18 protein-coding genes are annotated in these 20222 nt (G+C 44.0%); 16 read left to right on the forward strand and 2 right to left on the reverse strand.

Features of this window, described 5'->3' with window-relative positions:
• Positions 1–8: 8 nt before the first annotated feature.
• The 3 genes from opp4C to EJP82_RS07885 all read left to right on the forward strand — a co-directional run bounded on the left by opp4C (position 9) and on the right by EJP82_RS07885 (position 2980).
• Positions 9–917, forward strand: a complete 909-nt coding sequence (gene opp4C / locus EJP82_RS07875; protein ID WP_127191685.1) for an oligopeptide ABC transporter permease — start codon at positions 9–11, stop codon at positions 915–917.
• 111 nt (positions 918–1028) lie between these two features.
• Positions 1029–2018, forward strand: a complete 990-nt coding sequence (locus EJP82_RS07880) for an ABC transporter ATP-binding protein (protein WP_127191498.1) — start codon at positions 1029–1031, stop codon at positions 2016–2018.
• Entirely contained in the window at positions 2015–2980 is a 966-nt protein-coding gene (locus EJP82_RS07885; RefSeq protein WP_127191499.1) for an ABC transporter ATP-binding protein, read from the forward strand. The genes EJP82_RS07880 and EJP82_RS07885 overlap by 4 nt, the downstream gene beginning before the upstream one ends.
• Before the next feature lie 338 nt (positions 2981–3318).
• Here EJP82_RS07885 and EJP82_RS07890 read toward each other — a convergent pair whose 3' ends face one another.
• Positions 3319–4395: a helix-turn-helix domain-containing protein gene (locus tag EJP82_RS07890; RefSeq protein WP_127191500.1), complete on the reverse strand. Its 1077-nt coding sequence runs from the start codon at positions 4393–4395 to the stop codon at positions 3319–3321.
• A gap of 355 nt (positions 4396–4750) precedes the next feature.
• Here EJP82_RS07890 and EJP82_RS07895 point away from each other — a divergent pair, with 355 nt between their 5' ends.
• The 7 genes from EJP82_RS07895 (at position 4751) to dnaB (ending at position 11579) form a co-directional block, all read left to right on the forward strand.
• Positions 4751–5800 (forward strand): LCP family protein, encoded by a 1050-nt coding sequence (locus EJP82_RS07895; protein WP_211350066.1) that lies wholly within the window; start codon positions 4751–4753, stop codon positions 5798–5800.
• A 173-nt stretch (positions 5801–5973) separates the two neighbouring features.
• Positions 5974–6408 (forward strand): CBS domain-containing protein, encoded by a 435-nt coding sequence (locus EJP82_RS07900; protein WP_127191501.1) that lies wholly within the window; start codon positions 5974–5976, stop codon positions 6406–6408.
• 119 nt (positions 6409–6527) lie between these two features.
• On the forward strand, positions 6528–6830 hold the full coding sequence (locus tag EJP82_RS07905; RefSeq protein WP_211350067.1) for a MazG-like family protein: 303 nt from the start codon (positions 6528–6530) through the stop codon (positions 6828–6830).
• Between the two features lie 7 nt (positions 6831–6837).
• On the forward strand, positions 6838–7782 hold the full coding sequence (locus EJP82_RS07910; RefSeq protein WP_127191502.1) for a DUF2232 domain-containing protein: 945 nt from the start codon (positions 6838–6840) through the stop codon (positions 7780–7782).
• Positions 7783–7793: 11 nt separating this feature from the next.
• The gene (locus EJP82_RS07915) at positions 7794–9776 is read left to right on the forward strand and encodes a DHH family phosphoesterase (RefSeq protein WP_127191503.1); all 1983 of its coding nucleotides are present in this window, start codon (positions 7794–7796) and stop codon (positions 9774–9776) included.
• Positions 9773–10216 (forward strand): 50S ribosomal protein L9, encoded by a 444-nt coding sequence (rplI, locus tag EJP82_RS07920; RefSeq protein WP_127191504.1) that lies wholly within the window; start codon positions 9773–9775, stop codon positions 10214–10216. Before EJP82_RS07915 ends, rplI begins: the two co-directional genes overlap by 4 nt.
• Before the next feature lies 1 nt (position 10217).
• On the forward strand, positions 10218–11579 hold the full coding sequence (gene dnaB / locus EJP82_RS07925) for a replicative DNA helicase (RefSeq protein ID WP_127191505.1): 1362 nt from the start codon (positions 10218–10220) through the stop codon (positions 11577–11579).
• A gap of 60 nt (positions 11580–11639) precedes the next feature.
• Here the strand turns inward: dnaB and EJP82_RS07930 are convergent, their stop codons facing one another.
• Positions 11640–11828 (reverse strand): hypothetical protein, encoded by a 189-nt coding sequence (locus tag EJP82_RS07930; RefSeq protein ID WP_127191506.1) that lies wholly within the window; start codon positions 11826–11828, stop codon positions 11640–11642.
• 429 nt (positions 11829–12257) lie between these two features.
• Here EJP82_RS07930 and EJP82_RS07935 point away from each other — a divergent pair, with 429 nt between their 5' ends.
• From EJP82_RS07935 to EJP82_RS07960, 6 genes are all read left to right on the forward strand, one after another.
• A complete protein-coding gene (locus EJP82_RS07935; protein ID WP_127191507.1) occupies positions 12258–13544 on the forward strand; it encodes an adenylosuccinate synthase in 1287 nt (428 codons plus the stop codon).
• A 210-nt stretch (positions 13545–13754) separates the two neighbouring features.
• A complete protein-coding gene (locus EJP82_RS07940; RefSeq protein WP_127191508.1) occupies positions 13755–14444 on the forward strand; it encodes a hypothetical protein in 690 nt (229 codons plus the stop codon).
• A 243-nt stretch (positions 14445–14687) separates the two neighbouring features.
• Positions 14688–16247 carry a M23 family metallopeptidase gene (locus tag EJP82_RS07945; RefSeq protein WP_127191509.1) on the forward strand — a complete coding sequence of 520 codons (1560 nt, stop codon included), beginning with the start codon at positions 14688–14690 and terminating at the stop codon, positions 16245–16247.
• A gap of 130 nt (positions 16248–16377) precedes the next feature.
• On the forward strand, positions 16378–17091 hold the full coding sequence (gene yycF / locus EJP82_RS07950) for a response regulator YycF (RefSeq protein ID WP_127191688.1): 714 nt from the start codon (positions 16378–16380) through the stop codon (positions 17089–17091).
• 1 nt (position 17092) lies between these two features.
• Positions 17093–18916, forward strand: a complete 1824-nt coding sequence (gene walK, locus EJP82_RS07955) for a cell wall metabolism sensor histidine kinase WalK (protein ID WP_127191510.1) — start codon at positions 17093–17095, stop codon at positions 18914–18916.
• Positions 18913–20205, forward strand: a complete 1293-nt coding sequence (locus EJP82_RS07960) for a YycH family regulatory protein (protein ID WP_127191511.1) — start codon at positions 18913–18915, stop codon at positions 20203–20205. The genes walK and EJP82_RS07960 overlap by 4 nt, the downstream gene beginning before the upstream one ends.
• Positions 20206–20222: the final 17 nt, after the last annotated feature.

The raw sequence follows: 20222 nt of genomic DNA on the forward strand, positions 1-20222 counted from the left end.
CTGATGTTATGCCTATAACAAAGAATACAAATTCCCCAGCCAAGGCTGTTGATTCGCCGTGGAAGACGGCATGGCGCCGTTTTACCAAAAATCGGCTTGCGGTAATCGGATTTATATTGATAGTGTTTATGTTTATGTTCTGTTTCTTAGGTCCGCTTTTCTCGCCATATAATCTTTTTGATTATAATTCTAAGCTTAAGAATCTAGCACCTAGCTCAACTTATTGGTTGGGTACAGATAAGCTTGGAAGAGATATGCTGCTTCGCGTGATGTTGGCTGGTCGGATTTCCCTTTTAGTTGGACTTGTTGCTACATTAATAACCGTAATAATCGGTGCTACATTGGGCGCATTAGCTGGATTTTATGGGAAATTTGTAGATACAATTATTATGCGAGTTGCCGATATTTTTATGGCACTTCCGTCACTGCCCATCTTGATTATTTTGGGAGCTGTTCTATCTGATCTTAAGGTTCATCCGAATATTAGAATATATTATCTAATGGTGATTATTGGAATTCTAAACTGGACTACTCTAGCACGACTTGTACGGGGACAGATTCTTACGCTTCGTGAACAAGAATTTATGCAAGCGACTGAAGCACTCGGTCTTAAGGATACTCGGAAAATATTTAAGCATTTATTGCCGAACACGGTTCCTGTTATTATCGTTACCGCAACGCTTAGTGTAGCTGGTGCAATTCTATCGGAATCAGCACTGAGTTTCCTAGGTATTGGTGTCGTACCACCAACCCCATCTTGGGGTAACATGATTTCGGCAGCAAATAATTTGATTGATTTCCGCAAGAGACCTTGGTTATGGATTCCACCAGGCACTTGTATTCTTATCACAACCGTAGCGATTAACCTGATTGGTGATGGACTTCGCGACGCATTAGATCCTAAAACTAAGAAATAAACATTCATTTGATAAAAAGTACAAGTGATTGATGCAAGCAGCGAGGGCTGCTGCCTTGAACAACGTCGGTCTCATGGGTGAGGCCGATATCTTCAAGATGGGAGATGCAATATGGCAAAAGATTTAGTAGAGTTCCGTAATTTGGAGACACACTTTAAGACAACAGCAGGCACAGTAAAAGCTGTGGACAGTGTAAGTTTTACCATTCGTGAGGGTGAAACGTTATGTGTTGTTGGTGAGTCGGGTTGCGGTAAGAGTGTGACAGCAATGTCGCTTATGCAATTGATAGAAACACCGCCAGGGCAAATTGTCGGAGGAGAAATCTTTTTCGAAGGAAAAGATCTGCTCAAATTAAGTAAAAGGGAAATGTCACGGATTCGCGGCAATCAGATTTCAATGATTTTCCAAGAACCTATGTCATCCCTTAATCCAGTGTTATCCATTGGAGAGCAAATTACTGAGCCCTTGATTCTGCATATGCTGTTAGATCGTAAAGCAGCTAAGAAGCGGGCAATTGAGCTGATTAATCTCGTCGGCATACCACGTGCAGAGAAGATCTTTGATTCTTATCCGCATGAATTAAGTGGGGGGATGCGTCAGCGGATTATGATCGCCATTGCACTAAGCTGCGATCCTAAGTTGCTCATCGCTGATGAACCAACAACCGCACTCGACGTGACGATTCAAGCACAGATTCTAGACTTGATGCGTGACATTAAGCAGAAGCTCAATACGTCTATTATGTTAATTACTCATGATTTGGGTGTAGTTGCTGAAATGGCTGACTATGTGGTTGTTATGTATGCAGGTAAGGTGATCGAAGAAGCTCCTGTCTTGGAATTGTTCCAAGATCCACAGCACCCTTACACCAAAGGGTTGTTGAAAGCTAAGCCGGTTATCAACCAAAAACAAGAGCGGTTATATTCGATTCCTGGCCAAGTACCTAACCCAATTGATCTAGGTAATAACTGTCACTTCCACGAGCGTTGCGAATTCTGCATGGATATATGTAAGGAGAAGCAACCACCGTTTAGATCACATGGGAAATACACCCATAAATCAGCTTGCTGGTTATATGAGAAAGAGGGGGAAGTACTTTGAGTGAAGTCTTAATGCAAGTAGACAATTTAAAGAAATACTTCCCCATAAGCGGTGGGGTTTTTCAACGTACAGTAGGACATGTTAAGGCAGTTGATGATGTTTCCTTTCGTATACATAGAGGGGAATCCTTTGGTCTAGTAGGCGAATCCGGCTGTGGAAAGAGTACGATAGGTCGGACTATTCTACGGTTACATGAAAAGACGTCTGGAAATGTACTGTTCCAAGGCAAGGACATTTATAAGCTGCCTAAAGAAGAATTAAGACGTATGCGTCCGAAGATGCAAATCGTGTTCCAGGATCCGTTTAGTTCACTGAATCCGCGGATTAAAGTGGGGCGAGCGATTGGTGAGGCGTTGTTTGATCATGGAGTAACCGACCCGAAGGTAGTGCGTGAGCGAGTATTAGAAACGATGAATATTTGCGGACTTGCTCCATATCAATATGATCGCTTTCCACATGAATTCTCTGGTGGGCAAAGACAACGTATCGGAATTGCCCGTGCATTGATTATGAACCCGGAATTTATTGTAGCAGATGAGCCAGTATCCGCTCTGGACGTATCGATCCAAGCGCAAATTATTAATTTGCTTAGTGATTTGCAGCGCGACAAACAATTGACTTATTTGTTTATTTCGCATGATTTAAGTGTGGTAGAACATCTGTGTGACCGCGTAGGTGTTATGTATCTTGGGTCTATGGTAGAGATGGCTAGTAAGGAAGAAATGTTCCGCAATCCACTTCATCCATATACGAAGGCGCTAATGTCTGCTATTCCAGTACCCGATCCAACGTATAAGAGAGACCGGATTGTTCTACAAGGTGATATACCGAGTCCGGCAAATCCACCATCTGGATGTAAGTTCCATACGCGTTGCCCTGTAGCAACAGATCTCTGTAAGCAACAGGTACCAGAATATCGCAATATGGGCAACGATCATCTTGTTGCTTGCCACCTTGTGTAAAAGGGTAACTATATAAGTAGAATTACTAATTTGATTACAAGCTGCGAAAGTGAAATGTTCTTACGATCGCTGTTGTCCCCGAATTTCTTGATTAATTTGTTTAATAGGTTGAAATTCGGGGACAAAGGCGAACGCTCCGCTTCTTCAGAATCATTTCACTCCCTCCGCCATATCATCTTTATTTAATATTACTAATATAGAAGATTTTACAGAAACGTCAGGGCATTTTTCCCTGACGTTTTTAATTCTGGTTCAAAGCTTTTCTAGGAAAGCTAACTAGCGATCGTAAGGAGAATCCGTCAGCATTGCGGTCCTCGATCGACGACCACTTCCGATTTTCATTTAATTTTATTAATAATCTCTATATATTGTGAATCTCCATAGCCTACTGTTGGGAACAGAGCAAATAACCTCTTAATTAATTCTGATGTCGTTAAATCTTTATTTTTAGAAATATATTTTACTACTTCATTATCTTCTTTGAGCATATTTAAATAGATGTCTATGGCCTGATACATGACGGGAAGTAGTTCATTTGATGGTTTAGTATGATGGACCAATACTTCTTTGTATACAGAATAATAATGGCCTAATTTAAGTTCAGTTTGATTAACTTTAAATTCATCCTCTCTGAAACTGTTTAAGAATACTTTCCCCTCATAACCTGACTGTTCAAGATAGGAAAGTAGGGTAAGCAGGTTCATTTGACAAAACATGTCTTCACCAAACCACAATACGATACATTTATATTCGTTATTAAAAAGATTGTCTAATGGATCAATGACCTTATTGATATAATTCTCTACTGAATCATGATGTCCGAAAGCTCGTGTGTATATAAACTCTTTATCAAAAACTTGTTTTGTGGTCGCATTTACACACATGGCTTCATTAAATGGAGCGTAATCAGAATCTCCCATGAGTCTGTTATCTTTAAAATTCTCATACATAATTTGCCCATTCAATATGTTGAGTACGTCTTTGTCAAACAACTCGCTATGCTTATGTTGTAACCGTTCAACCTCAATTTTTCTAGAAACGTCCATTTTACACCATTCCTCGTCTTTATTCAGAGTGAGTTTAACAAATGACTGAACAGGCAATTGGTTAAGTTGATATTCTCTAGGACTGATACCAAATACAGTTTTAAAGGCTCGGCTATATGCTTCTTGCGAAGAATAATCGTAATCAAAGGCAACGTCAATTATCTTCCTGTTATTTGCCAAATCTTTCGTGGATAAATACAATTTTCTAAAAAGAATATAGCGCCTAATACTTATACCTGTTACTTGGTGAAATTTAAACGAACAATAATAAGGGGAATATCCCATATAAATAGATAGTTCATTTAATGAAAATTGATTATTTAAATTGTCTTCAATCCAATCAATCATAAGCTGTAGCTGTTCGTTCATCTATCTCACTCCTAAATAAAATTATAAGAGGTAATCATTTCTTTTATTTGATATTTCTTGTGGTATATAGGGCACTATTTGTATCGAAATTCCTCCATGTGTTATTGTGGTATAGTACGGAAAGTATCCGATAGGGTTCATTTGGTTTCTTCGCCGGACTGGTAATCTTGATGCAGCATCAATAAATGTCACTGTTCCCGACTGGTAAGCTTTGTTAAATTAATATTACTATTTTGTAGCTTCTATTTGAAAACTTGATATTACAATTATAGAAGAGAGCTTACTATGCGGACTTGATTCTATTAATCTATATTCTATTATTCTATTATTCTAAAACCACAAATGGAGGCAGACGATATTGGAAAGAACGACACGAGTACGTAGCAAGCAAAGTAACAAACAAAATAAAAATAAGAAGCGTAAAAATAGAGGAAAAGTTGCCCTGATCACGCTATTGGTCTTGATTATTGCGGGAACAGGGGGTTATATATTCCGGGAGCCGTTAGCTCTCATGACGTTTGATTTGTTCTTTTCTGGACAAGTGGAGAAACAGTTGGAGAAATCCTATGCTCCCATAGAGGGAGAGGTTGCTAAGCCTGTCGTGGTAGCAAAGGAGATCGATCCGTTTAGTATGCTTTTACTAGGTATTGATCAGCGTGAGAATGAACCTTCACGTTCTGACACCTTAATTTATTCGGTTGTACGTCCGCAGGATTCCAAGGTATTGCTCATATCGATTCCGCGCGACACCTATACCGAGATTGTCGGCAAGGATAAGGAAGATAAGATCAATCACGCCTACGCTTATGGCGGTGAGAAGATGGCTAAGGATACAGTGAAGAACTTTATTGGGTATGATCTGGATTATTATGCAGCAATTAATTTCGAGGGACTTCGTGAAGTAGTGGATGCACTAGGCGGTATTGAGCTTCCGATTACCGAAGATATCGTGAATAAAGAAAAAGATCATGAGAAGTTTACGATCAAAGCGGGAAAGCCACTATATGATGGGCAAGAGGCTTTGAACTATGTCCGCTACCGTGAGGATAGTGGTGTGAATCGGACGAAGCGGCATCAGGTGTTTCTAAATGCACTAGTAGATCGGATGCTGAAATTGAATCAAGTATCTAAGATACCTGATTTGATTGATATGCTTGGAGATAATTTCAAGACCGATATGCAACCTAATTCAATTATCGAGCTAGCGAAGACCATATTGCTTGGTGGGCGTCCTGAAATTAGCGGGTTTACGATTGTTGGTGAAGGCAAACGCATGAATGGTGTTTACTACGATATTGCAAATGAAGAGGACCTAGCATTTGCTAAGCAGATGATTGAAAACTGGTCCAATCCGGATACGAAGACAGAAGAACTCATTAAACCTGAATCACGGGAGCAAGAGTAAGAATGAGAGGCACTAAGGTATCATATTTTAAATTATAAGGGCCATTTGGCTCAGGCTTATCCTTCGGCAGTCCGGTTTCCGGCTGCCGATTTGTCGCCATTGATGGAACGATTGTTGTTTTGAAACGTTACAAATAGGGGATTCTGAAAAGAGTAAGGGAGGATTTTGTTCTCATGAATATTGCGTTCTTTTTATTGCCGAAGAATGATGTCGTCGCGGTTACAATGGATTACACTTTGCGGCAAACGCTGGAGCGAATGGAGTACCACCGGTACACTGCCGTTCCGATTATTGGTAAGGATGGGGTGTATGTAGGAACGGTGACGGAAGGTGATCTGCTCTGGTATATGAAAAATTCAGGCGGAAAGGTTACTTTTGAGACCGCTTCAAAGTTTCTGTTAAAGGATGTTCCACTGAAAATGGACATCAAGCCGGTACTGATCGATGAGAATATGGAAGGTTTAATTAGTTTGGCTAAGGTCCAAAACTTCGTTCCCGTTGTAGATGATATAGGGCGATTTATCGGAATTGTACGCCGTAGCCAAATTATTGAATATTGTGAGAAACTGGTTACGCCAGAGCTCCAAGCGAATAATGAGAATAGATAAAAAATTTTTATCTATAAAGGGTTTTTATAGTATCGATTTGGTTTGCATCTCTTGGAGGAATTGCTTTATGCTATAATGAAGAATAAAGCTATTTTTGGGGAGGTTTGAAGCTGTCCGCTATGCATAAAGAAATGGATGTGGCCAAACGCGCCAAAGTGATTGAATGGCTCAAAACGGAAGTAGTCGATCACGTAGCCCGTTTATTCAAAGCATTGTGGGAAGGCAGCACGACACGGGTAAGTGACAGTCTCGCTAGTCTGATCGTCAGCAGTTATATTCTGGGACGCAGGCTTGGAGTATCGTATCGTAATTTGGACGATACCATTCTGGAAAAATTGAAGAAACACAAACAAGAAGGACATCAACTGGAAGATTGGTACCAGGATATCTCCACACTTGAAGATCATTTGCGTAAGAGGTGAAACAATTTTGAAATCGCACTGGACATCAATCGCCTGGAGCTTCGCTTATTTGTTGCTCCTATTATCACTCGTTACTCCACTTACTGTCATTACGGCTTTTCTCCTCGTAGTTCCAGGCACATTGCTCTATACGATGCTGCCACGCAAGAAGTTTCTCGTACATATTGCGGGAGTCTGGATTGCGTTGGTTGCCATTGGCACGCTGATGGGGAACTATATATTTGGATTGTTATTATTGCTTCAAGCTATTTATTTCATGATACCGTCGATCGCGATGGGGCATTTATACAAGAAGCACGCTTCTGCTGTCAAGATTGTGATCACGGGAATGGGAGTTATACTGCTCGAGTTCCTATTGCTTCTAAGCGTAGGTTCGTTATTCTTTGATTTCAACTTGGCGTCGTCCATTGAGGATATCATGAGTACGGCAGTGGCTCCGCTGCAAAATGTAACGGATACGACTCTGACGGGGGGCATGGTATGGTCTCCAGAGATGACAGAGAAATTTTCGACGTATGCAGTGCGGTTTATTCCGTTTACGTTGATCCTTTGTTCGTTGTTAATTTCCTCAATTACACATGTAATTGTTAGACCAACATTAAATAGCATGGGACACGTTGTATCTAAGATGCCTCCGCTACGTGATTGGAGGCTGCCACGATCACTAATCTGGTATTATCTAATCAGCACTTTACTTATTATGTTTGCTGGACCTTCCGCGAGTGAAGGGTCTCTGGGTATGATATTGGATAACTTGATTCCATTGCTTCAGGTTCTCTTCATTATTCAGACGGCCAGTTTTGTCTTCTTCGTGGCTTATCATAAGAAGTGGTACCCTGTGATTCCTGTATTACTCGTATTGGCGCTGCCATTTGTACCGGGATTATGGATTGCCGGGCTATTGGATATTGCATTTCCGCTACGTGAGATGATTACTAGATCAAGACGATAGGGTGAGAAGGCATGCCTAATTTATTACAAAAACGTTGGCACGGGTATCAGACCGTGTGGGTGTTCATGCTTCAACTCTTGCTCGTCATTCTCATCTCTTCTTATAATTGGATACTGGGTCTGATTGGTCTGTGTCTAGTTATTGGTTTGACGTATATGATGCTCATGGCGGAACGACGCTTCCGCAAGGAACTAGTTATGTATGTCACGGATTTGACGTATCGAATTAAGCGGGTAGAGGGAGAAGCGGTCGGACGTTTACCGTTTGGGATTCTGCTCTACAATGAAGATCGGACAGTGGAGTGGCATAATCGTTATGTTGGCGGGGTTTTTGGTCAGGAGTCGGTGGTTAGGAAACCGTTGTCCGAGTTGTTGCCTCCATTACCGCAATTGATCAAGGATAAGAAAGAGAGCAACAGTGGTAGGTCTACGGTAGAGATTATGTTGGACCTCAGGTATTATGAGTTAACCATTGATACAGATGAACGTTTGATATATATGCATGACATCACTGAACTCGCTGTGTTACGTGAACGATATGAAGATGAGAAGGCTGCGTTTGGTATCGTGATGCTGGATAACTTGGATGAGGCAACCCAAGGGATGGATGACCAGCAACGTACGGCGTTAATCGCCCGGGTAACAACCGCAATTACAGAGTGGGGCAAGCAGTATAGAGTTTATCTGCGGCGGCTGTCTTCTGAGCGGACGCTTATGATATTAAATCAAAAGTCGCTCAGTGAGCTAGAGCAGAGCCGCTTTGTTATTCTGGATGAGGTCCGCGAGATGACAGCGGACCTCAAGGTGCCGATGACGCTTAGTATCGGCCTTGCTTTTGGAGCCGAGAGCTTCAGTGAACTGGGCGAGCTTGCGCAGTCCAGTTTGGATATGGCTCTCGGGCGGGGCGGGGACCAGGCCGCTGTGAAGGCCGGTCAACGCTTGTCATTCTATGGCGGCAAGACGGGCGCCACAGAGAAGCGGACACGTGTCCGTGCTCGTGTTATCGCGCATGCGCTACGCGATTTGATGCAAGAAAGCGACCGTGTGATTATTATGGGTCACCGCATGCCTGATCTGGATGCGATTGGCGCATCCATCGGGGTGCTGAAGGCAGCTGACATGTATAAGGTGGAATCTTATATTGTTCTGGATGGTTCGAATCCAAGTATTGATCGCTTGATGGATCGAATCGAGAAGGAAGAGGTGTTGGCACGGCGGTTCATAACCCCGGAACAGGCGATGGCAATTATGACGGAGCATACCTTGCTTGTGCTAGTGGATACGCATAAGCCGTCGATGACGATGGAGCCCAAGCTTGTTGCTGAAGCCACGCGGATTGTAGTGGTGGATCATCATCGGCGTGGTGAAGAATTCATCAATGACGCGATGCTCGTATATCTTGAACCGTATGCCTCTTCTACTTGTGAGCTAGTTACAGAACTGTTGCAGTATATTCATGAGAAGGTTGTAATCAGCCCTCTCGAAGCAACAACTTTACTTGCGGGTATCACGGTGGATACGAAGCAATTCGCACTGCATACAGGCTCACGAACGTTCGAGGCTGCGGCCTTCCTCCGAAGGGTCGGTGCAGATACGATGATGGTACAGCGCCTGCTGAAGGAAGATCTACAGGAATACATGGCTAAGGCGGATATTATCAAGCATGCCAGATTAATTTATGGCAATATTGCGATCGCTGTGTCCGAGCCTGGTCATCCTATTCCGCAGTTGTTGATCGCCCAAGTGGCCGATACACTATTGAATATGACGAATGTGCTTGCTTCGTTCGTTATTAGTGAACGGCCTGACGGTCTCATTGGTATCAGTGCTCGTTCACTTGGTAGCATGAATGTGCAGGTTGTGATGGAGCGACTAGGTGGTGGCGGACATTTAACAAATGCCGCAGTACAATTAGAAGGAAGCCAGGCAGAAGCAGAGAAGAGATTGCTGAAAGTACTGGATGAAATAGACAAGGAAGAGGGGTTATTCGAATGAAGGTTATATTCTTGAAAGATGTGAAGGGTCAAGGTAAAAAGGGGGAAGTCAAGGAGGTTTCTGAGGGGTACGCACAGAACTTTTTGCTTCCACGTGGACTTGTTTCTATAGCAACAGGTGGTAATGTGAAGACGCTTGAGAATCAAACAGCGGCAGAACAGAAGCGCAAGGAACAGGAGAAACAAGAAGCGATTGAATTGGGCAAGAAATTGGAAGAGATGACGATAGTCTTGAAGGCTAAAGCCGGTGCAGGTGGACGTCTTTTCGGAGCAATTACGAGTAAGCAAGTAGCAGAAGCCGTAGTAAAGGCGGGCTACAAGATCGATAAACGTAAGATTGAAATGCCAGAACCTATTCGTGGACTTGGTGTGACTCAGATTCCTGTTAAGCTTCATCCTGAAGTGAAGGCAACGATTAAGGTTCAAGTAACGGAGGAATAAGATGGCTACGGATAATTATTTCGACCGAATCCCTCCGCAGAATTTAGAGGCGGAACAGGCGGTACTAGGAGCGATTCTACTCCAGTCCGAAGCTTTGATTACAGCGATGGAAAGGGTGCGGACAGAGGATTTCTATGACAAGCCGCATCAATTAATCTATGACGCTATGGTGCAGTTAGGTGAGGATAGTCATCCGATTGATCTGGTGACACTTACTTCATTGCTGCAAGATCGGGGCGAACTGGAGGATATTGGCGGAGTAAGTTATTTGTCCAAGCTGGCTCATGCTGTACCAACGGCAGCTAATGTTGAATATTATGCACGGATCATTGAAGAGAAATCAATGCTTCGTCGTTTGATCAGGGCGGCTACGCAGATTGTTAGCGATGGGTATACCGGGGGCGAAGATGTCTCGGGGTTGCTAAGCGACGCCGAGCGGCAGATCCTTGAGATTTCAAATCGCCGATCGGGAAGTGGATTTATCGCTATTCGTGATGTGTTGATGGAAGTGTTCGAGAAGATTGAGCATCTCCATATGAATAGTGGACCAACAACGGGTATTCCTTCGGGCTTCGTTGACCTCGATAAGATGACGGCTGGTTTCCAGCGGAATGATCTTATCATCGTTGCCGCACGGCCTTCTGTCGGGAAGACGGCGTTCGCCCTTAATATTGCCCAGAACGTGGCGGTCCGTGCTAAAGAGACCGTTGCGATCTTCAGTCTAGAAATGTCAGCTCCGCAGCTTGTACAACGGATGATTTGTGCCGAGGCTAATCTCGATGCGAGTATCATGCGTACGGGGGAGTTTAAGAACGATGCAGATTGGTCTAAGCTAACGATGGGCATTGCTGCCTTATCAGAGGCTGAGATTTATATCGATGATACACCAGGGATTACCGTTGCCGATATTCGGGCTAAATGTCGTCGGTTGAAGAAGGAGAAGGGACTTGGGATGATCGTCATCGACTACCTTCAATTGATTCATGGACGTGGAAAAGCGGGGGAGAATCGGCAGCAGGAAGTATCCGAGATATCCCGGACATTGAAGCAGATTGCGCGGGAACTGGAAATTCCAGTTATTGCTTTGTCTCAGCTTAGCCGGGGTGTAGAGCAACGGCAGGACAAGCGTCCGATGATGTCTGACCTTCGGGAGTCAGGTTCCATCGAGCAAGATGCCGATATCGTAGCGTTTCTATATCGGGACGATTATTATAATCAGGAGACAGAGAAGAAGAACATTATCGAGATCATTATTGCTAAGCAGCGGAATGGTCCGGTGGGTACGGTTGAGCTCGTCTTCCTCAAGAATTTTAATAAATTCGCGAATTATGAACGAGCGCATACCGATTCATTTGCGGGCTGACGGGATACCGTCAGGCCGTATTTTTTTTGCCCAAAAAACCTGTTAAGGATATAGACTCACTCATTGATGGAACAAATAAGCACAGATCATATCGGCTGTTTCAGACTTTAGCCTGTCAGCGGGTACACCCATATCATTAAAGACGATAATATCCACGAGTCGATTCAGCGCTTCAAACACAACGACGGAAGCAGCATCCACATCTGAAACTAATACTGTATTAAGTGTGGAGGTTAAGGAGAAACTCAAAATAGGGCTGATGAATGAGGGAGTAACCAAGCTTTTAATGGTGCCTTTATGTTCTCAAGTTATCTGATGTTGCTCGGTATTCCTTTTGCACTGTTTAGTGATCACCGCCGCACGCGGAAAATGGATAAAGGACGTATGAATTTAAAAACGGAGTCTTGATTTCGGATGTCTCTTGTCACTTTAGATACTATATGACCTGCTCTATATAGTAATCTCGTTGTTTCCCGAACAATCCGGTCATTAGTGTCTGGATTGTTCGTCTTTTAATTTGACTTTGAAAATGGAGACTGTTAAACTGATATTGCTGCGTTAATACATTAAATGTAAATAACGTGTTGTATGAAATGCAATGTTGATATTTAATAGGATGGCAGACCGATCTATAGCAATTGCAAATATAGGTGCAAAGGCACCAACGGGGGAATGTACATGTCAACAGTAGTCGTTGTGGGAACACAGTGGGGAGACGAAGGTAAAGGTAAAATCACGGATTTTCTGGCAGAGAGCGCAGATGTGGTGGCCCGTTATCAAGGCGGTAACAATGCCGGTCACACGATACTAATTGATGGTAAGAAGTACAAACTCAGCTTGATTCCATCAGGGGTTTTTTATGATGATAAGAAATGCGTAATCGGTAATGGTATGGTTATCAATCCGGCAGCGCTTATTGAAGAGATCACTTATATCCATGACAATGGATTTAGTACGAAGAACCTGGTCATCAGTGACCGTGCACATGTTATCATGCCATATCATATGGTGCTTGATGCATTAGAGGAAGATCGTAAGGGACCGAATAAGATCGGTACAACTCGTAAAGGGATTGGCCCGGCTTATATGGACAAGGCGGCTCGTAACGGCATTCGGATCGCCGATTTGCTTGATGCTGAAGAGTTTGAATTGAAGCTGCGTCATTTGATGAAGGAGAAGAACCACATTATCGAACAGGTATATGGTTCAGAGCCGCTTGAAATTGAAGAAACGCTGGCACAATACTTAGAATATGCAGAGTTCATTCGTCCTTATGTAACGGATACTTCGGTTGTATTGAATGATGCAATTGATGCGGATAAAAAGGTATTGTTTGAAGGCGCACAAGGTGTAATGCTTGATATCGATCAAGGGACATATCCTTTCGTAACGTCCTCCAACCCTTCAGCTGGTGGAGTATGTATTGGATCTGGTGTGGGCCCATCGAAGATTGATCAAGTCATCGGGGTAGCTAAATCGTATACGACTCGCGTAGGCGATGGCCCATTCCCAACAGAATTGAAAGATGAAATCGGTGATTACATCCGTGAAACAGGGCATGAATACGGTACAGTAACAGGCCGTGCACGCCGAGTAGGCTGGTTTGATACTGTAGTTGTTCGTCACGCTCGCCGGGTAAGTGGTCTTACGGGTCTATCATTAAACTCGTTGGACGTGCTAACAGGTCTTGCGACAGTTAAAATTTGTACCGGCTATAAATATCGCGGTGAAGTCATTTCGCATTATCCAGCTAGTCTTAAAATGCTTGCGGAATGCGAAGCTGTCTATGAGGAAATGCCAGGTTGGTCTGAGGATATTACAGGCGTGAAGACGCTGGAGGAATTGCCTGAAACGACACGGAAATACGTAGAGCGTGTATCCGAGTTAACTGGAATTCCAATTGCCATTTTCTCAGTGGGTCGTAACCGCAGCCAAACAAATCAAGTACTACCTATCTACGAGTAGAATTTCTAAATAAAATAACTTAAGCCATTCAGAGTAACGTTAGCTGTTACGTTCTGAATGGCTTTTTTATTTTTCCGGTGGATTATCATTCTAAATTTAGCTCTACTAGGTTGAATCCTTCTCTCGTCGTCCATACTGGTACTAGGAACAATAGAGAGTGCAACACACCACTGTGCCGTTCTATAAGGTGAGTGCCAAGGAGGAAGAAGAATGAAATATATCGGGTGGCTACTAAAGCTGTCCATTACGATAGTTGTGGTCAGTTTATTGACGGTCCTGACAACGGGCTACGTGGTAAATCACTATATCGGGTCGTTGTTAAGTAGTTATAATATTTCAATGACAAGCTCAGTACCTAGTGTTGGGCAAATTATGAAGGAAATGCTGGGCTTTGGCGGAAATAGTAAAGTCAAAGATCAGAATGATTCGAATGTCGCAGATCTTGGCGGGAAGACAGAGGGTAGCACAGCTGATGATACAGCCAAGGAATCATCAAGTGATACGGATACGACTCCAGGCGATCAGCCGAGCAATGGAACTTCAACTTCGGATCTAGGGAATGATAATGGTGAGCCTACCGGTAGTGATCCAGAGCAGAATGTTCCGGAGGATGCCCTCCCGGTCATGGGGGGGATTTCCTCAGGGGAATCGCAGCAGGATCAAGAGGTTATCGTTTCACCGGATGACCTGGTGGCGAAGAAAGATGAGCTTGCGAGTACGGAGAAGGAAGAAGTATTTGCTATGCTAATGTCCAAACTCCCTGAGGAAGAAATGCGTAAATTAACAGAAGCGATGGAAGGCGGATTAACTGAATCTGAAATATTTACTATAGAGCAAGTGTTATCGAAATATTTGGACAAAGAAGAGTATGCTAAAATGATGAAGATCATCCAAAAATGATTGGAAGAGCTGAGAGGATATAACCAAGAAAGCGGTAACATTCACATAAATGTAAACAATATACCAATCGTCAAAAACCTGCAAGAAACGCTGAAACCCGCTCCCAGAGCGGGTTTATTGCTGTTTTACCTAAGCTTGTAATCTCTTGCCTGCCTGTGGTACAGTATCATAGTGACTAAAGATTAAAATTTTGACACTATTTCAGAGTTTAATCTATATAGTAGATGTGTAAAGGAGATTTCTATGAAAGGTTTCAGAGAAAAATGCGAACGACTCTTGCAGCGGAAATGGTTTACTTCGGCGAGAGAGAAAGATGGTCATCAAGAAGAGAAACTAGAGAAGAGTGAGCAAGACACCAAAGGTGTAGTTCATTTCTCCTGGCTCGGTAGATCCAGGCCTCAATTGTTTGTTATTAGTGCGATCGCCGTTGTCATGATCTCAGGGACTCTATTCTTTACTAGGCAACATTATGTTCTAGCGAACACCGTCTCATTTGTTAGAGTGTACGTCGATGGACAGGAAATAGGAACGCTAAATGATGAAAAGCAGTTAGAAGTTCTCTACAAAAGTAAAGAACAACAATATAAAGAGCAATATCCAGATGTAGATCTTGTGGTGGAACGCGAAGGAATTACTACGGTCTCAGAAAAAGCTTATAAAGCAGAGGTCCAGTCGGATCAAACCCTCCAGAAGTTGGACACTCTCGTACAGGTTCATGCCCAGGGTGTAGAGCTTCGGATCGATGACAAGGTAATTGGAGTTCTCAAAGATGAGTCCGCCGTGGCCGCGGTATTAAGTGAGTTGAAAGGGAAGTATACGGAATCGACTCCTCAGAATAGAATAGCCAGTAAGGTGCAGAAGACAGGCGGGGTCAAGGCAACCTCTACCCAGGCCAATGCTCCAAGCGTCACCTTAGAGTCGGTTAAATTCAACGAGGAAATCTCTCAAGTCCCGCTGACTACGGATCCGAGCCAAGTTATGGATACAGAGGATGCGCTGGATCTTATTCTTCAAGGAAGTGAGAAGGCTGTTACTTATGAGGTGCAAGAAGGCGATACGATCTCTTCCATCGCCCAGCGCTTTGGTGTAACTCAGAAGGAGTTATTCAGTAACAATCCGGGTGCCAAGGAGAAAAGTTTGCAAATTGGTATGGAACTGAAGGTAAAGGCAGTAAGACCAGCTTTGACAGTGAAGACGGTCGAACGTGTCTCTGAAGAGATTGTTACGGAACCACAGGTGATTATTCGCAAGAGTAGTGACATGCAGGCGGGTAAATCGAAGGTGATTTCTGAAGGCGCAAGCGGACTAAAGACGATGGAATATCGTTTGACCAAAGAGAATGGTGTAGTTGTTGCCGAGGAATGGTTGGGCCAGGAGGTTATAACACAGTCCAAGCCTAAGATCGTCCTTCAAGGGACAAAGATTATGGGTGTAGGAAGCGGTGAATTCGCTTGGCCGGTAGTGGATGCCAGAATGAGTAGTAGTTATGGCAAACGGTGGGGCAGAATGCATGAAGGTATAGATCTAGTCTCCTCTAAACGGAATATCCTTGCTTCGGATGAAGGGGTTGTAACGTTTGCCGGTACGAAATCCGGTTACGGTAATTGCATCATTATTGATCATAAGAATGGGTATGAAACGTTGTATGGTCACCTGAGCAAAATTAATGTGAAAAAGGGTCAGGTTGTGGAAAAGGGAACTGTGATTGGTATCATGGGCAACACCGGACGCTCCACAGGAACTCATCTTCATTTTGAAATTATAAAGAACGGTACCGTACAGAATCCAATGAAGTATTTGTAAAATGATAACAGTGAGAGGCCAGCCCGATATGGGTTGGCCTTTTTTCTTGGACGAGTGGGAAGCGTAGCCTTAGGTATGGTAAGATAGGAAAAGAACGGCCAAGGCCTGAAGGTATGGGGTGAAGTCAAGAGTGCAAGGGAAAATTCTAGTAGTAGATGATGAACGGCCAATTGCTGATATCTTAAAGTTTAATTTGGAAAAAGAGGGATACGAAGTCATCCTGGCGTTTGACGGGATTGAAGCGGTAGAGCTTGCCTTCTCAGAACATCCAGATTTGATTCTGCTTGATTTAATGTTGCCCGGCAAGGATGGTATGGACGTATGCAGAGAAGTTCGGGCAAGACTGCAAACCCCTATTATTATGCTGACAGCTAAAGACGGAGAAATCGATAAGGTGCTAGGGTTGGAATTTGGTGCGGATGACTATGTCACGAAGCCATTTAGTACGCGCGAGTTGCTCGCTAGAGTCAAGGCGCAGATGCGACGTCAGCAGAAGCCAGTGGCTCAAGAGGGAACCGAAAATGCGCAAGGAATTAGCTTGTTTGAGCTGTTCATCGATACGGATATGTATACCGTGTATAAGAATAATGAGCCGCTCGATCTGACACACCGGGAATATGAGCTTGTTCACTATCTGGTTAAGAATTCGGGAAGAGTAATGACTAGAGAACACTTGTTACAAGCCGTATGGGGTTATGAATACTTCGGGGATGTGCGTACCGTTGATGTGACAATTCGCCGTTTACGGGAGAAGATTGAGAAGGACCCAGGCAAGCCAGAATATATTTTGACACGGCGAGGATTGGGGTATATGATGCGTAGCTCCAAGGCAGGTGTATTATAGAATGAAGCTGTCTTCTTTTTTTCGTACGATCCAGGCCAAATTGATTATCATTTATGTACTGCTGATCCTGATCGCGATGCAATTGATCGGGGTCTATTTCGTGAGCGCAATGAAGACTTCATTGACTAGCAATTTCACGAAGGAATTGCAGGAGCGCGCAGAGTTGCTCTCTGTACTAGCAGCACAAAACCTGGGGATTACGGGCGAAGGGGCAGAAGAATCGCTAGATAACTTGCGAGTGCTCGTCAACAATCTATTCAATATTAATGGTGCGGAAATTCAGGTACTGGATGCAAGTGGAAAGGTTCTAACGACCTCGAAACCGTCACATGCCGATTATGTAGGTACCAAGAATACACAGACCGTGGTTAGTCGTGCCTTGCAGGGCAACCGCGATAATGAAGAATATATCATTGATGTGGACGATGTTCGCAAGAAGGTATTGGCCAAGCCCGTATATAGTGGCGGAAAAATCGTTGGTGCGATCTATATCGCCGCTTCGATGAATGAACTATATGACACGATGCAGCGGATTAATAATATTTTTATATCGGGGATGTTGCTGGCCCTGGCTCTGACGGCTGTGCTCGGTGTTATTCTGGCACATACGATTACCTCACCGATTAAGGAGTTGACCAAGCGGGCAACTGCGGTGGCAGAAGGGGAATTCCATCAGACCATGCCAGTGCTAGGTAATGACGAAATTGGACAACTCAGCAAAGCTTTTAACTATATGACAAGTCGGCTACGTAATGCATTGGCGCAGAATGAGGAAGAGAAAGAGAAACTGGCGTCGATTCTGACCAATATGAGTGATGGTGTCATTGCGACAGATGAGACGGGGCGGATCATTCTGATGAATCGTCGCGCGAGCGAGATGTTGCAAGTTGAGGAAGAGTCAGCGGGCAATACGGATATGATCACGCTATTAAACTTGTCTTCAGAGGAGCGCGAGGTGCTGAAGCAAGGAATCATGCACTCCACCATTCTGGAGAATGAAGCCCCGGATGGCGATACGTTTATGATTCGGGTAACGTTCACGCCGATCCACAGGCGGCAGATCGGGATTATCGGTACGATTGCTGTTTTGCAAGATGTGACGGAGCAAGAGAAGCTAGAAGCATCACGGCGGGAGTTCGTGGCGAATGTATCGCATGAACTACGGACACCGCTGACGACGATCAAGAGCTATACGGAAGCGCTAGAAGATGGTGCGATGAATGATCCCGATTTGGGCCCACGCTTTGCATCGGTTATTCAGAACCAAACGGAGCGGATGATTCGGTTGGTTACGGACTTGCTGCATCTTTCAAGACTGGATTCCAAAGAGGCATTGCTACGTAAGCAGCCGACTAGCGTGATGGAGATGCTGGAGGAAGTGGCGGATCGGTTTTCTTTTCAAATGCAAGAGCGGGGAATTAAGCCTACGATATTTATCGGTAATCGTGTGGAGACGGCATGGGTCGACCGTGATCAAATCGATCAAGTGCTAGATAATTTAATCTCTAATGCCATGAAATATACATCTGAGGGCGGTAATATCGCCATTGAAGCTCGGGCCGCGGATGATGGTGGGATTGCTATCTCGGTGCAGGATGATGGGATCGGAATTCCGAAGCGGGATTTAGATCGTATTTTTGAACGTTTCTATCGAGTGGACAAGGCTCGATCTAGAGATATGGGTGGGACGGGCCTAGGTCTTTCCATTGCCCGGGAAATTGTAAAAGCCCACGGCGGAACGATCGCATTGCAATCAGATCATGGAAAAGGCACGAAGGTAACCTTTACGCTGCCGCAGCAGAAACAAGGGGGCGAGGGACTGTGAAAGAGACAATCAAATCGCTGTTTCTCACGCTATTAGTAGTGGTCAGTATGGTGCAAAGTTATTATCTGATCTATCGATTGCCAGGCAACGACCCTATCGTTAAATCAGAGAGTGAGTATGTTGAGGCCGAAACCATGGGGATTCCAATGGAAGTAGAAAGCATGATCTTTCCAGCGCAGATGGTCATTCATATGGGAGATGATCGTCATAGTGTTTTCTACCCTGAATCTACGTTCTATAATTTAATCAATTCACGTCTAAAAGGACGTCAGTTCGACGGGTTTCAACGCTATGCTTTGGAAAATATTAATTGGGCTGATATTCGCAGTTCCCATGAGGGGATTGAGTTACAGTTTGATGGTGGAGTTCCTGTAGCACTACTTCAGAAGGTAATGCAAATCTCTCCAGATTCTTTGTTTGAAGCGGAAAGTATAAGTAAGATCCTGATTTATAACACGGAGAATGAGGATCAAGTGCGGGTATTCTTCTTCAGCAATGAGGGCGGGGTCGTGTATGAGGCAACAAAAGTTGACCTTACTGTGCAGGACGTGAAGCAGCAGATTAACTTCGGTAAGGATTGGGTTCCTTATACTTTGGTCAATGGATACTATATCCCGGATGAGCCGATTGATATGGTCGAGACGGGACTTAATGTTGACTTGTATACAGCTGAACAGATGCAGCGAAGTTTATTCTTCGATTTTAGTATTACCCGTTATATTCGGGAGAAAAATGGTTCGGAAATTTATACCGATAGCAAGCGGAGTTTACAGGTAAGGCAAGATCGAAATTGGATGAATTTCACCGATCCGGCAGCCCCTTCTACAGGTGATAATTCACCTAGTAAGAATGTAGTATCGGCTGTGGATTATGTGAATTCGCATGGAGGTTGGAGCGGGAAGTACCGGCTAGAGCAAAGCGAAGGCAGGGATGACGACAAGCATCTTGCTGTATTCCGGCAGTATTACGGTGCTGCTCAATATGGGGCGTTCCCTATTATCGATTTGCCGACCTTTCACTACGGTACTATTACGCTAGAAATGCGCCAGGGTACGATTGTAGGGTATGAACGCTCCCTGCTCTATACAACGGAGGGAACTTGGAGCAAGAAAGTAGTCACCTTGCAGGGCGGGAAAGAATTGCGCGATAAAATCGCCGTCATTTCTAAAGAGGCTATCATCACAAACCTTTATCCGGCTTACTTACCATCGTTAACTAAAGAGGGGTTACTTTTGCAGCCTACCTGGGTAGTTGAGTTGAGTAATGGTGCGACGCGTGTGTTGAATTGAATGTGAGAAGGGAGGTC

The sequence above is a fragment of the Paenibacillus anaericanus genome (assembly GCF_003994475.1).
GTDB lineage: Bacteria > Bacillota > Bacilli > Paenibacillales > Paenibacillaceae > Fontibacillus > Fontibacillus anaericanus.